Raw genomic sequence first — 13,228 nt, forward strand, 5'->3', positions numbered from 1 at the left:
GTTAAGGGAACAAGAAGTAAATCGAAGCTCGTGCCCTAGAAGGGCTGCTCGTCGTCAAAACCGCCGCCGAAGCCACCAGTAGCTGCGCCCTGACCAGAGTTGGTCCAGGGGTTATCTACGGGAGCTGCGGGTGCAGGCTGAGCCTGCGGTGCGGCTGCCGGCTGTCCCCAGCTCGGCTGACCAGCGGGCTGCGCGCCGCCGCCAAAGCCACCCACCTGGCCACGCGCTTGACCGCGTGACACCTGTGTAGTTGCAAAGCGGAGCGACGGGCCCACCTCTTCGACCTCAAGGTCGAGAGAGGTGCGCTGCTGCCCTTGGTTATCCGTGTAGCTGCGCTGAGTCAAACGACCCTGCACAATTACGCGCATGCCCTTCGTGAGCGATGCCGCGATGTTGTCGGCGTATTCGCCGTACGCGCGGCATCCGAGCCACAGCGGTTCGCCGTCCGACCAGTCACCCGACTGGCGGTCACGCACGCGCGGCGTCGAGGCGATCCGGAAGGTCACCCACGACTTGCCGGCCTGGCTTACGCGAGGCTCGGGGTCGGCAACTAGGTTCCCGACAACTGTGATCAGCGGCTCTCCGGCCATGGGCTACGCGCCAGCCTTAGCGGCGGCGCGAGCTGCCTTAGCCTGGTCGCGCTTCGTCTGTGCAGCGCGCTGAGCGATGAGCTCGTCAGAGCGGAGCACCTTCGTGCGCAGAACGGCCTCTGAAAGGCCCAGCTGACGATCGAGCTCAGCAGTGGCTTCGTAGGTTGCCGTGAAGTTCACAACAACGTAGATGCCCTCGGTCTGCTTCTTGATCTCGTATGCGAGGCGACGCTTGCCCCAGATGTCGATGTTCTCGATAACGCCTTCCGCATTGCGGATAACGCTCAGGAACTTCTCCATGCTGGGAGCTACGGTACGCTCGTCGATACCCGGATCGAGGATCACCATGAGTTCGTACGGATGCATGTACTACCCACCTCCTTCGGACTTCACGGCCACAGGATTTCTGTGGCAGGAGGGTGTTTGTGCATCGTGCCAACGTGCGACAAGGACCGTCACACGCAGACAACCTGTCCATACTATCACCTCTTGCCCCGCTTTTCAGGTCGGGAGAGGATCTAATTATGCAGAAGGTTATTCGGCCTGGCTGTCTCGCCCGGTGACCAGGCGAAATGATTCCAGATGTTCGATGCGCTCACGCTGACCGCCGACGTGCACGATCGAGTCACCGTCAACGGTGAGCTGCGTACCGTACGCGTGCATCGCCGAAATCTTGCGCCCCATCCACGGCGTCACGTCGTGGATTTCGACGCGTGCGGTGTCATCGACCGGGGCCGCGGGGGAGTCTTCTGACACGATCTCCCAGAACGGCAGGCCAAGCGCATCGGCGATCGCGCGCGACAGCCGGTGTGCGAGCACGTGATCGGGGTGGCCATACCCGCCACCGTCGTCGTAGCTCACAATGGCCTGCGCGCCTGCGAGCTGCGCGGCGGTGAGCAAATCGGTGAGCGGCTCAACGACCGGCACGCTGGTGAGCGCATCGGGGCCGACGTTGCTGGCGGGAATCGCGCGCGGGGGAGTTTCGGGGTGAGCCGGGTCGATCTCTGCCCACTCCATGCCCGAATCCTCATAGATGTAGGGGGCGCGGCCCTCGGCACGCGCCGGATCAACACCCAAGAAGACGTGTCGTTCGAGGCCCAGCATCACAAGCGCCGCAGTCAGCTCGGCCTGGCGGTGCGGGGCAAGCCCATCGGTGCCCTCGAGAGACGAGAAGGGGCCTGGCACAACCTCGCCGCGTTCGCCGCGCGTCAGCGTGACGAGCAACGGCTCGCGGCCGGCCTCGGCGAGGGCGGCGAGCGTGCCGCCCGTGGTGATGGTCTCGTCATCGGGGTGCGCGTGCACAAACATTACGCGTGCGCGGCCGTCAAACCAGTCTTGTGCATTCGTCATTACTGCGCATCCTTTTCAATCGTCGCCCACCAGGCCAAGAGGCGCTCAGTGGCAACCTCTTCGCCCACGGGGCCCTCATCGAGTCGCAGCTCGAGCAAAAATTTGTATGCCTGGCCGATAACCGGCCCGGGCTTGACGCCGAGCAGCGCCATAATCTGTTCGCCATCGAGCTCGGGGCGCACCGCCGCAAGCTCCTCAGCCTCGGCGAGCTCATCGATCCGGCGCTCGATATCGTCGTATGCGTGGTCGAGCCGCTCGGCCTTGCGCCGGTTGCGCGTGGTGACGTCAGCGCGGGTAAGAATGTGCAGCTGGCCGAGCTCGGTGCCGGCGTCGCGCACGTAGCGGCGCACGGCCGAGTCGGTCCAGGGCTGGTCACTGTAGCCGAAGAAGCGCAGGTGCAGCTCAATCAGCCGGGCCACACGCTTCACCGTGTCGTTATCGAAGCGCAACTCGCGCAGCCGCTTCTTCGCGAGTTTCGCGCCCACCATGTCGTGGTGGTGAAAAGTGACGCCGCTGGGTTCGAAGCGACGCGTCGCGGGCTTGCCGATGTCGTGCAGCAGCGCAGCGAGGCGCAGCACGATATCGGGGCCGGCCTCGGGGTCTTCGCGGCGCGCGATCTCCATCTCGATGGTCTGCGTGAGCACGGTGAGGCTGTGCTCGTACACGTCTTTATGGCGGCCGTGATCGTCTTGGGTGGCGACGAGCGCGGTGAGTTCGGGCAGAAAACGCTCGGCGAGCGTCGTGTCCACGAGCAGCCTGATGCCGGGGATCGGGTCGTGCGCGCACAGCAGCTTCACGAGCTCGTCTCTGATGCGTTCGGCCGAGATGATGTCGAGACGGTCGGCGAGACGCACCATCGCCTCTTGCGTATCGGGCACGACCTCGAAGCCGAGCTGGGCCGCGAACCGGGCCGCGCGCAGCATGCGCAGCGGATCATCAGAGAACGATGATTCTGCTGAGCCCGGGGTACGAATCTTGCGCGCGAGCAGATCTTCGACACCGCCCGACACGTCAACGAGCCGCATCTCGGGCAGCATCAGCGCCATCGAGTTGATCGTGAAGTCGCGTCGCACGAGGTCACCCTCGATGGTGTCGCCAAACGTGACCTCGGGTTTGCGCGAGTCGTCGCGGTAGATCTCGGCGCGGTAGGTCGTGATCTCGACGGTCTCACCCAGCACACGCGCGGCGATGGTGCCGAAGTCGCGGCCCACATCCCAAATCTTTGCGCCCATCTCGGTGAGAATGGCGCTGGTTTCCTCGGGTTGGGCCGAGGTCGTGAAATCGAGGTCGGTGACGGGGCGCCCGAGCATCGCATCGCGCACGGGGCCGCCCACGAGCGCAAACTCGTGCTCGTGGCGGGCGAAGGCGTTGGCGAGTGCAACAACGGGAGCGGCCGCGGCGATCTCTCGCAGCGCGACCATGGAATCGGCAACAGAGGGCATCTAGTTATCGTACCTGGGGGTGATGGCTCGGCACGCTCCTTACACTGGGTGCATGCGCATTCGCTCCCTCTTCACGGCCGCTCTGTCGGTCGCGCTCGTTCTTGGCGGCACGCTTTCGGCGCACGCGGTTCTTCCTATGGCCCCGGATCGCCCCGCGAATAGCGCCCGCACCGAAGCACGTGTCTCGCCGGCCGAGGCTACCGATGCCGAGATCGAGACTGATTCCGAGGGGTCGGGGGCCAAGGCCGATCGTGCGGCGGCAAAAGCCGAGGCTACAGCTGAAGATGACGCGGTTGCGCCCGCACCCTCGCTGATGGTGGCCCCGTCGCAGCCGATTCTGGCCGACGCAAAAACCAATCTCGAGCTCAGTGCGCAGCTGACAAACCCCACTGAGACCGAGGTTGCAGCCGGCGAACTGCTGATCGAGGTGAGTGAGGAGCCCGTCAAGAGCGTCGCCGCGCTCACCGACGCCGTGAACACCGCGATCCCTGGCGACAGCGCCGCTACCGACGCCGCTGCTGCCGACTCCGGCGCGCCCGGCACCGCGTTCACCACGCTGAAGACCGCTCACTTGGGGGCGACCGGGCCTGAGAGTGAACAGCGCACCACCGTCAATGTCACGCCCGAAGAGCTGCCGTTCACCGATCTGACGCCCCCGGGAACCTATCTCGTGCGCGCCAGCCTCACGCTCGAGGGCGCGTCCACCCCACACTCCGCCGCGACGACCCCTGTGGTGTGGCGCGGCACCGGCAAAACCAAAATCGATCTGAGCATGATCGTGCCGTTCGTACTGCCAGCCAAGATTCAAGCGATGCCCTCGCGTGAGCAGCTCTCTGACCTGGTGCGCGAGTGGGATGCGCTGCTCACCGCAGCCGAACAGGCGAAGGCAACCCTCGCGATCGACCCCCGCATCGTCGCCGGCATTCGCAGCTACGGCGTCGAGGCTTCGGGGCCGGCGCGCGAATTCTTGGCTCGCCTCGAGGCGAGCCCCAACCCGAGCTTTCTGCTGCAGTTCGCTGATGCCGATGTCGCCGCGCAGGCCGCCATAGGATTCACCTCGCTCGTCGAACCCACGAACCTTGATTTCGTGACGCGCTTTGGCAAGTTCGAGGCGCCGGTTCCTGCAGCTGACGCTGATGGGAAAGATACGGGCGGGGAAGATGCTAGTGGGGAAACCACTGACGCAGACACCACGGGCACCGAAGCCGCTGACGTAGACACTGACGTAGCGAACACCGAAGCCGCCAATGCGGAGGGTGCCGCCGAGGCACCCGTGGAAGCAGAAGCTCCTGCCGGGGTTGAAGCCGGCAGCGCGACCGAAACCGGTGCTGAGGCCAACGCTGACACCGACGCCAACGGCGAGCCCAGCACCAGCAACGGCGCTGAGGTTGACGCTGACGCCAAGCCTGAAACCAACGCAGAAACCGACAGCGATACCACCCCCGACGCAAATACCGGCGCCGAAACCGACGGTGAGGTGACCGAGGTTGCCCCGCCCACCCTCGCTGAGCTGCTCCAGTGGAAGACCGCGAGCGGCGAACCCGGCAGCAATAACAGTAACAACGCAGGCACAAGCAGCGGCAGCACAGACAGCGGCAGCGGCACCGCCGCGGGCACCGTGACCGGCGAGGTCGCTACCGCAGCGTGGCCCGCCGAGGGCGATGTTGACCGGGGCACCCTCGGTCTGCTCGCAGAGTCGAATATCACCTCGGTGGTGCTCGACTCGAGCAACGTGCGGCACTCGGGCGGCCCCCGCATCGCGCTCAACGACGGCGAAGCCATCATCACCGAGGCCTCCCTCGCTGATTCGGCGACCGCCGCGCTCGCGGGCGACACCGAGATTGAACGCGCGGCCGGCCTCTCGGCGCTCGCGGGCGAACTGTTCGTGCGCGCCCAGGCCGAAAGCACCGGGGTAGTGCTCGGGCTGAATCGGGGCAGTGTCGCCGATACGCAGGATCCGGCGTCGCTGCTTACCGCCATTGCCGAGCTCTCGTTCGTGCGCGCCACCAGCGTGGCCGATCAGCCCGAGGGCACCGGCACGCTGCGGGCCGCGGGGCCGCTTGAGCCCCGGCTCGCGCTGCTGCGTTCGGCCGCCAACCGTGAGGCGTCGGTGAACGAGGTGGGCGCGGTGCTCGTGCACCCGCAGTACCTCAGCGGCTACCAGCGCGTGCGCCTGATGTCGCTGTTCAGCACGCGATACGCGCCCGCCGAAAGCAACTTCGATGAGGTCTCGACGAAGTTTCGCACCCGAGATTCGAAGCTGCTCGAGGGCGTGCAGGCCATCAGCACCGAGCACACCCAACTCGTGGGCGTGTCAACGAGCGTGCCCGTGCAGCTGCACAACTCGCTGCCCTTTGACGCCAATGTCACCGTCGGCGTCGTGCCCGTCTCTGCCGCGATCGAGCTCGAAGAGCGCGTGTTCAGCGGGGTCATCGTGGGTGCTGAAGCCAACGAACGCGTGCTCGTGCCCGTGCGCAGCCGCGTGTCATCGGGGGAGTCGGGGCTCGTCGTCACCGTCAGCGCACACGGCGGCGAACCGACCGTCTACACCGGCACGCTCGACCTGAGCATCAGCAGCAGCGTCGAAGCCGTCGCCCTGTGGGTGCTCGGTGTGAGCGCCTCGCTGCTGCTGATCTTCGGCGTCTATCGCAGCGTGCGCAAACGCCGTAAGGCCTCAGCTGCCGCTCAGCCGAGCATCGCCACCAGCGAAACGGAAACCCCCGCGGAATAGTCCGCACCTAGGATGGGTTATATCGGAGGCGACGGGCATCGTGCGTCGCTTAGATCCGTCACACAAGCGAGGAGCCTCATGCGCCAGATCATCATCATCGGATCCGGTCCCGCCGGTTTTACTGCCGCCATTTACGCGGCGCGTGCGGGTCTCGAGCCGCTGATGTTCGCGAGCTCGGTCGGTATCGGTGGCGAGCTCATGAACACCACCGACGTCGAGAACTTCCCCGGGTTCCCCGAGGGCATTCAGGGCCCCGAGCTCATGCAGCGGATGCAAGAGCAGGCCGAGAAGTTTGGCACCGAGGTCGTCTACGACGACATCACCGACGTTGATTTCTCGGGCGACGTGAAGCGCGTCACCTCGGGTGACGGCGTCGTTCACGAGGCCAGCGCAGTGATCTATGCCACCGGTTCGGCGTACCGCAAGCTCGGCGTCGAGGGCGAAGAGAAGCTTTCTGGCCACGGCGTCTCATGGTGCGCAACCTGCGACGGTTTCTTCTTCCGCCAGAAGACGATCGCCGTGGTTGGCGGCGGCGACTCGGCGATGGAAGAGGCCACGTTCCTCACCCGCTTCGCCGACAAGGTGTACGTGATTCACCGTCGCGACGAGCTCAAGGCGTCGAAGATCATGCAGCAGCGTGCCTTCGACAACGAGAAGATCGAGTTCGTGTGGAACTCTGAGGTCGCAGAGGTTGTGGGCGACACCGAGGTGACCGGCGTGAAGCTGCGCAACACGGTCGATGGCACCGAGAGCGATCTCGCCATCGAGGGCCTGTTCGTCGCGGTCGGCAACGACCCGCGCACCCACCTGGTGCACGGCAAGCTGGATCTCACGTCTGAGGGCACGATCGCCGTTGACGGCCGCAGCTCACGCACATCGGCCGCGGGCGTTTTCGCCGCGGGCGATGTCATCGATGCTTCGTACCGCCAGGCCATCACGGCCGCCGGATCGGGCACCGCGGCCGCCCTTGACGCCGAGCACTACCTCGCAGCGCTCGACCAGGCCGCACTCGCGGCTGCCAAGTAATTCTCTGACACTTTCTCACCGACCAGGAGGTCACCATGAACGAACCGATTATCGTCGACGAGCAGTCCTTCGACAAGCTTGTTATGCAGAGCGAAGTTCCCGTGCTGGTGGATTTCTGGGCCGCTTGGTGCGGGCCGTGCCGCGCAGTCTCGCCCATCCTCGACAAGATCGCGGCTGAGCAAGAGGGCAAGATCATCATTGCGAAGCTCAACATTGATGAGAACCCCAACATTGCGGCAAAGTTCCGCATCACTTCGATCCCCGCGATGAAGGTCTTCCAGGGCGGCGAAGAGGTGCGCGAGATCATCGGCGCCATGCCCAAGCAGATGATCGAGGAGCACCTCAAGGGAATCATTTAATCCCTGTGGATTGATCCGGATCCCCTTCGCTCAGCTGCGTGCTGAGCGAAGGGGATTTTTGTTTAATTGGGGGCGCTGAATATTAACGGCTGCGATCTCGTCGCCTGTTATCGGGCGTAGTGCCAGTCAGCAAGGTGCCGAAGCTCTTTGGCGGCGCCCCAGCTGCCGCCTTCTGGGTAGGCCGCCTGCGATGTTGGCGCAGGGTGTGCCTGCGCGATCCGGCGCATCCAAGGTCTCTTTTCGATGGAGTGGACCCATGTCGCACTGCGGCCGGTGCGGCGCGGCTGCACCGCCGTGACGATGTCCTTTGCGGTGGGCATCTCGGGGAACGTTCCGGCCAGAAACTCTGCGTAGGCGTAAGGCCGACCACTTTCTTGGACTTCGTGGAGGTAGACGGTCACCCATTTTCCCGGCTGGATACGGATGGCCCACACGTCGCCCGCTGCGGCCGGGCCGCTGCCTGTGGACGCTGCGGGCTTGTCGGCTTTGGGAACGAGTCTGCGCATGCGTGCGCTGAGCCCGCCACTGAGCAGGTCTTTGAGGGCAGGGTGCGGAGCGGGTCGAGGAGCATCAAGGTGGACGGGTGGAATATTGAGTGGGCCGAAAATAGCATCTACTACTTCAGTGCGAATACCTGCGTCACCAGCTGTCGTGTCCCACCATGCCAACGGTGCTTGCACTTCGACTTTGATATTGGGGCGCTGATCGCGCTCCCGATAGGTGGTAAATTTCTCCCACATGCCGGGGCGGTCTGTGGGCGCCAGCACTCCGATGAGGGCGAGGTCTTCGAGCACCGCGTTGACCGCGCGTTTGTCGGGGAGAATTTTGGCCGCGGTGATCGCTTTGGCAGCCGCGGTGTAGCGAGATCCGGCTGGCAAAGAACGAATCACGGATATGATCGCGCCCAGCGCCCAGCGGTCATATTCAGTTGGCTCGGGTCGTTCTGCCGCCAGCCAGGCGAGCGCCTGAGCGTAGCCGGAAGGTTCACCGTCGAGCGGCGTACCCTCGGTGAGATAGGACGACCAGGCCGCTACCAGCTGCTGGGGTCGGTCACGATACCCGCACACTTGGCACAGATCTGTAACGGAGTTGCTCCACGGGGTAAACGGGTGTTCTGGAAGCTGCCGTTCGATCAGTACGCCCAGCAGTACCGCGCGCCACGCAGCCGGAGCGGACCATAGGCCAGCGACAAAAGCAGCGGCCGCATCGGGGACCGCCCAGTCTGCCGCTGCGACTCGGAGCTGCTGAATCGAGTCGCCGTGTGTGGGCCATTCGACTACATGCGGGTCGATCCCAGCTGCGGTGAGCGCTTCGATCAGTGGCGCATACTGCGGCAGTACCGGTGGACGATGCCACGAACCACCGATCTGCGCGTCCCAAGTGAGCGGCGATGCTTTCTCCAGGAGGCGCCAGCGTGCAACGTGGTCACCTAACGCACAGTCATGGGTCTCAGGTATCAAGAATCCGCTCATTACTGCGCCTTCCTGCTGAGATAAGCGTTGGCTTGTCATTCATGATTGAAGTCAATCACAACGGTGAGCACCGCGTGAGGGGAGCAGGGCGTGGATCTTGTGCCTCGTTCCTTGCGCAGAACCGCAATTTGGCACGAACACGCAAAATGGCCCTGCTGCACCGACAATGAAGTCGGCGAAGCAGGGCCAGTTTTAGCAGTGCTAAAGGTTTTCGCTACCCAAACCCGGGGTCACCCAGGTTGCTCAGCACGCGCTTGAGATCAGCGATCGTCGCGAAGTCGATAATAATCTGCCCCTTCTTCGCGCCCAGCTTCACCGCCACGCGTGTGTCGAAGCGGTCACCCAGGCGGTCAGCAATCTCGCCGAGCTGCGCCTGCACGCCGCCGGCACGCGCCTTGGGCACCTTCGGCTTGGGTTGTTCGGCGGCAAGGGCTTCGGCGGCACGCACCGACAGGCCCTCGTTCACGATCTTGTCTGCGAGGTGCAGCATCGCTTCGTAGTCACCATCGAGCGACAGGATCGCGCGCGCATGGCCTGCCGAGAGGACACCAGCGGCGACCTTGGCCTGCACCGATTCGGGCAGGCGCAGCAGGCGGATCGTGTTCGAGATCTGCGGGCGCGAGCGACCGATGCGGGTCGCGAGCTGCTCTTGAGTAATACCAAAGTCACCGAGCAGCTGCTGGTACGCCGAAGCTTCTTCGAGCGGGTTCAGCTGTGCGCGGTGGAGGTTCTCGAGCAGCGCATCACGCAGCATGTGCTCGTCGGCGGTGCTGCGCACGATCGCGGGAATCGTATCCAGCCCGGCACGACGCGATGCACGCAGACGACGCTCACCCATGATGAGTTCAAACCGCGGGCCCTCAGCTGGCGCGGGGTCGATCTCGCGCACCACGATGGGCTGGAACACACCGAACTCGCGCACGCTGTGCGTGAGCTCGTCGAGCGCATCCTCATCGAACTCGCGACGCGGCTGCAGCCGGTTCGGAACAATGTCGGCAACCGGCAGGCGAGTAAGCCGCGCACCGGGTACGTCTTGCAGATCGTCGGTCGCGGTGACCTCGGGAGCTTCAACGGGCTCGGGCGTCGCGCTCGAGGATCCGCTCGCAGGGAAGAACACATCGACCGGGCGTTCGCCACTCGTCGACGACTGCGGAATCAGGGCGCCAATACCGCGCCCCAGCCCGCTTCGTTTCTTAGCCGTCATCGGTTAAGCCCCTTCCATCACTTGAGTCTGCGCGGGTGCGCCGCGCTCGGCCACCTCAGCTGCGGCTTCGAGATACGCCAGGGCGCCAATCGATGCCGGATCATACGCGTGCACGGTTTGACCGTAGCTTGGTGCCTCAGAGATACGAACCGAACGCGGAATAACCGCGCCGATGACCTCAGCGGGGAAGTGTGCGCGAACCTCGCTGGCGACCTCGTGTGCAAGGTTGGTGCGAGCGTCATACATGGTCAGCATGATCGTCGACACGTGCAGGTCGGGGTTCAGGTGCTTCTGAATGAGCTTGATGTTGCTGAGTAGCTGACTCAGCCCCTCGAGTGCGTAGTACTCACACTGAATCGGAATCAGTACCTCGTCAGCGGCCACAAACGCGTTCACCGTGAGCAGGCCCAGCGAGGGCGGGCAGTCGATGAAGACGTAGTGGTAGGTGCGCTCAGAGGCATCCAAGAAGGTCTGCAGTGCGGTGCGCAGTCGCTGCTCACGTGCCACGAGTGACACGAGCTCGATCTCGGCGCCGGCCAGGTGGATGGTCGAGGGCACGCACGTCAGGTTCTCGTGATCCGTGGTGGGTGCCTCGGCGTCGGCGATCTCAGCATCGCCCAGTAACACGTCGTAGACGCTCGTCACTTCGGGGCGGTGGGGGACACCGAGCGCGGTCGAGGAGTTGCCCTGGGGGTCGAGATCGATCACTAAGACGTTGGCGCCACGACGAGCGAGCGCCGAGGCCAGGTTGACGGTCGTCGTGGTTTTACCCACGCCGCCCTTCTGGTTAGACACCGTGATGATGCGGGTGTGCTCGGGCAGCGGCGAAACTGTCTCGGCAAGCTTTCGGCGTCGCCGAATCTTGTCAACGAGGTGGTCGCCAACGATGGACTTCTCAGCTTCAGCCATGTCTCACGATTTTAGCTCGAAATACTCGGGTGGTCTCTACGTCTAGGCCCGCGCCAAGCTCTTCCACGGCGATTTCACGCACGCGGTGCTTGCGCAGCGCCTTCTCGGCCGCCTCGATCTCAGTCTGAATCGAGGCGCCCTTCAAGAAGAGCATCTCGCCGCCGTCGCGCAGCAGCGGCGCGGTCAGGGGGACGAGCTTCTTCAGCGCGGTGACCGCGCGTGCGGTCACCTGGTCGACCTCGAAGGCGTCGTGGAACTCTTCGACGCGACCGCGGCGCACCTCGGCGTTGGTAAGACCCAAGCGCTCGATCTGCTCGGTCAGCCAAGCGCAGCGGCGCTCCATCGGCTCGATGAAGAGGAAATGTGCATCGGGGCGCACAATCGCCAGGATCAGCCCGGGCATACCGCCGCCGGTGCCGATGTCGGCAACCGTCGCGCCTGACTGCACCAGGGGAGCGAGCAGCGCGCTATTAACAATGTGCCGGCTCCACAGTCGTGGGGCCTCGAGCGGACCAATCAGGCCCAGCTCTTCTCCGCGCTCACCCAGATCCTGGGTGAAGGCGCGCAGTACATCGATCCGGTCGCCAGCGAGCACAGCAGCCGCTGCGGGCTCTGGCTCAATGGCGGCCGGATCGGTTTCACGTGAAACGGTCACGACACCCTCTACTAAGACGCAGTGATGACGAGGCGGCGGTCGCGGCCTTCGCCTTGAGATTCTGAGCGGTACCCGCGCGAGGCGACCTCGTCGTGCACGAGCTTGCGCTCGTATGACGACATCGGCTCGAGCGCTACCTGTTCGCGGCCCGCGGCGATCTGTGCGATCGCCGCGTCTACGAGCCCGCGCAGCTGAATCGTGCGCGCGTCTCGTGAGCCACCAACATCAACAATGAGGCGTGAAAACCGGCCCGTGTGGGTCTGCACCGTGAGACGCGTAAGATCTTGCAGCGCCTGCACCACGTCGGGCGTGGCGATGCGCTCAAGCTCTGCGTCGCCGCCGGTCACCGAGACGTAGACGCGGCCGTTGGCCACGTCAATGTCGATATCGCCATCAAGATCAGCGATATCGAGCAAGCCCTCGATGTAGTCTGCGGCGCGATCGCCATCGGCCTCAAGCTCTTCGAGCGTCAGGTCTTCAGCGGGTCGGTCCTGTGGTGAACCAGTTGTCACGGGTGCCTCACTTGTTTTTCTTCTTCTTAGCGCGCTTGGCGCTGACGGGCTGCTGGCGCTGGCCCGCGTCAAGCTGCTCAGATGCGGGAGCCGCATCATCTTCCTTGAGCTTACCCTTTGCCTTGAGCCTGGCCTGGCGTGCGCGCCAGGCTTCGCTGCCGGGAGTGGGCATGCTGCGAATAACAATGAACTGCTGACCCATGGTCCACAGGTTCGATGAGAACCAGTAAATGTTCAGTGCGAGCGGGAACGTAACGCCCGAGAACAGGAACGCGAAGGGGATGATGTACAGCATGATCTTCTGCTGGCGGTACATCGAGGAGTTCTTCGTTTCATCAGAAACGTTCTTCGACATGATCTGCAGCTGAGTGAAGAACTGCGAGGCGATCATCAGCAGCATGATGGCGCCGAGCATGACGACAACCATCCAGTTGCCCTGCTCCCAGCCCTGGGTGAAGGTCATCTTGATGGGCGCACCGAAGATGGTGGCCGCGTTGAAGCTCTCGGTGAGCTCCTGCGTCATCATGCCGATGCCGGCCTGGCCGGTGCCGTCGCCGCCGCTGCCCGCAGCGCCCGAAGCCTGGCGCAGCACGTAGAACAGTGAGAAGAAGATCGGCATCTGGATCAAGATGGGCAGGCACGAAGCGAACGGGTTCGTACCGTGCTTCTTGTACAGGCCCATCGTCTCGCGGCTCATGGCTTCGCGAGAGAACTGGTCCTTCTTGCCCTTGTACTTGTCCTGGATCTTCTTCATCTCGGGCGCAAGATCCATCATGCGTCGCTGAGATTTGATCTGTCGCACCGTCACAGGGATCAGCGCCGAGCGCACCACAACCACCAGGCCGATAATTGCGAGCACCCAGGTGGCGCCCGCAGCCGGGTCCATCCCCACCCACGTCAGCAGCTGATGCCAGACCGCAAGCACGAGCTCAACGAGCCAGCGCAGCGGCCACAATATGGTTTCGATGAATTCCACCG

Annotated in this window: 13 protein-coding genes; 3 read left to right on the plus strand and 10 right to left on the minus strand. The window is 64.1% G+C overall.

Going from position 1 to position 13,228, the window contains the following annotated elements:
• Positions 1-35 precede the first annotated feature (35 nt).
• The 4 genes from ssb to JOF28_RS08870 all read right to left on the minus strand — a co-directional run bounded on the left by ssb (position 36) and on the right by JOF28_RS08870 (position 3,382).
• Entirely contained in the window at positions 36-590 is a 555-nt protein-coding gene (ssb, locus tag JOF28_RS08855; RefSeq protein ID WP_209705429.1) for a single-stranded DNA-binding protein, read from the minus strand.
• Between the two features lie 3 nt (positions 591-593).
• Positions 594-956 (minus strand): 30S ribosomal protein S6, encoded by a 363-nt coding sequence (gene rpsF / locus JOF28_RS08860; protein ID WP_209705430.1) that lies wholly within the window; start codon positions 954-956, stop codon positions 594-596.
• Positions 957-1,124: 168 nt separating this feature from the next.
• Entirely contained in the window at positions 1,125-1,940 is an 816-nt protein-coding gene (locus JOF28_RS08865) for a PIG-L family deacetylase (RefSeq protein WP_209705431.1), read from the minus strand.
• A complete protein-coding gene (locus tag JOF28_RS08870) occupies positions 1,940-3,382 on the minus strand; it encodes a CCA tRNA nucleotidyltransferase (protein ID WP_209705432.1) in 1,443 nt (480 codons plus the stop codon). The genes JOF28_RS08865 and JOF28_RS08870 overlap by 1 nt, the downstream gene beginning before the upstream one ends.
• Before the next feature lie 52 nt (positions 3,383-3,434).
• Between JOF28_RS08870 and JOF28_RS08875 the strand changes: the two genes are divergently transcribed.
• From JOF28_RS08875 to trxA, 3 genes are all read left to right on the plus strand, one after another.
• Entirely contained in the window at positions 3,435-6,113 is a 2,679-nt protein-coding gene (locus JOF28_RS08875) for a DUF6049 family protein (protein WP_209705433.1), read from the plus strand.
• A 78-nt stretch (positions 6,114-6,191) separates the two neighbouring features.
• Positions 6,192-7,139 (plus strand): thioredoxin-disulfide reductase, encoded by a 948-nt coding sequence (gene trxB, locus JOF28_RS08880; protein WP_209705434.1) that lies wholly within the window; start codon positions 6,192-6,194, stop codon positions 7,137-7,139.
• A 35-nt stretch (positions 7,140-7,174) separates the two neighbouring features.
• Positions 7,175-7,498 (plus strand): thioredoxin, encoded by a 324-nt coding sequence (trxA, locus tag JOF28_RS08885; protein WP_209705435.1) that lies wholly within the window; start codon positions 7,175-7,177, stop codon positions 7,496-7,498.
• A gap of 107 nt (positions 7,499-7,605) precedes the next feature.
• Here the strand turns inward: trxA and JOF28_RS08890 are convergent, their stop codons facing one another.
• The 6 genes from JOF28_RS08890 to yidC all read right to left on the minus strand — a co-directional run bounded on the left by JOF28_RS08890 (position 7,606) and on the right by yidC (position 13,226).
• Positions 7,606-8,970 carry a hypothetical protein gene (locus tag JOF28_RS08890; RefSeq protein ID WP_209705436.1) on the minus strand — a complete coding sequence of 455 codons (1,365 nt, stop codon included), beginning with the start codon at positions 8,968-8,970 and terminating at the stop codon, positions 7,606-7,608.
• A gap of 214 nt (positions 8,971-9,184) precedes the next feature.
• Positions 9,185-10,174 (minus strand): ParB/RepB/Spo0J family partition protein, encoded by a 990-nt coding sequence (locus tag JOF28_RS08895; RefSeq protein ID WP_209705437.1) that lies wholly within the window; start codon positions 10,172-10,174, stop codon positions 9,185-9,187.
• A gap of 3 nt (positions 10,175-10,177) precedes the next feature.
• Complete coding sequence (locus JOF28_RS08900; RefSeq protein WP_245189915.1) at positions 10,178-11,083, minus strand: ParA family protein; 906 nt, start codon at positions 11,081-11,083, stop codon at positions 10,178-10,180.
• Positions 11,076-11,738, minus strand: a complete 663-nt coding sequence (rsmG, locus tag JOF28_RS08905; protein WP_209705438.1) for a 16S rRNA (guanine(527)-N(7))-methyltransferase RsmG — start codon at positions 11,736-11,738, stop codon at positions 11,076-11,078. Before rsmG ends, JOF28_RS08900 begins: the two co-directional genes overlap by 8 nt.
• An 11-nt stretch (positions 11,739-11,749) precedes the next feature.
• Positions 11,750-12,250, minus strand: coding sequence for a Jag family protein (locus tag JOF28_RS08910; RefSeq protein ID WP_209705439.1), 501 nt, complete (start codon positions 12,248-12,250; stop codon positions 11,750-11,752).
• Between the two features lie 7 nt (positions 12,251-12,257).
• A complete protein-coding gene (gene yidC / locus JOF28_RS08915; RefSeq protein ID WP_209705440.1) occupies positions 12,258-13,226 on the minus strand; it encodes a membrane protein insertase YidC in 969 nt (322 codons plus the stop codon).
• Positions 13,227-13,228 lie beyond the last annotated feature (2 nt).

Origin of the sequence: Leucobacter exalbidus (genome assembly GCF_017834145.1) — a bacterium.
Lineage (GTDB): Bacteria > Actinomycetota > Actinomycetes > Actinomycetales > Microbacteriaceae > Leucobacter > Leucobacter exalbidus.

Bases quoted from the DNA above. Each gene is read 5' to 3' on its own strand.
- JOF28_RS08875 (WP_209705433.1), top strand. From the start codon at position 3,435: ATGCGCATTCGCTCCCTCTTCACGGCCGCTCTGTCGGTCGCGCTCGTT.
- rpsF (WP_209705430.1), bottom strand. From the start codon at position 956: ATGCATCCGTACGAACTCATGGTGATCCTCGATCCGGGTATCGACGAG.
- JOF28_RS08890 (WP_209705436.1), bottom strand. From the start codon at position 8,970: ATGAGCGGATTCTTGATACCTGAGACCCATGACTGTGCGTTAGGTGAC.
- trxA (WP_209705435.1), top strand. From the start codon at position 7,175: ATGAACGAACCGATTATCGTCGACGAGCAGTCCTTCGACAAGCTTGTT.
- JOF28_RS08865 (WP_209705431.1), bottom strand. From the start codon at position 1,940: ATGACGAATGCACAAGACTGGTTTGACGGCCGCGCACGCGTAATGTTT.
- ssb (WP_209705429.1), bottom strand. From the start codon at position 590: ATGGCCGGAGAGCCGCTGATCACAGTTGTCGGGAACCTAGTTGCCGAC.
- JOF28_RS08900 (WP_245189915.1), bottom strand. From the start codon at position 11,083: ATGGCTGAAGCTGAGAAGTCCATCGTTGGCGACCACCTCGTTGACAAG.
- trxB (WP_209705434.1), top strand. From the start codon at position 6,192: ATGCGCCAGATCATCATCATCGGATCCGGTCCCGCCGGTTTTACTGCC.
- JOF28_RS08870 (WP_209705432.1), bottom strand. From the start codon at position 3,382: ATGCCCTCTGTTGCCGATTCCATGGTCGCGCTGCGAGAGATCGCCGCG.
- JOF28_RS08895 (WP_209705437.1), bottom strand. From the start codon at position 10,174: ATGACGGCTAAGAAACGAAGCGGGCTGGGGCGCGGTATTGGCGCCCTG.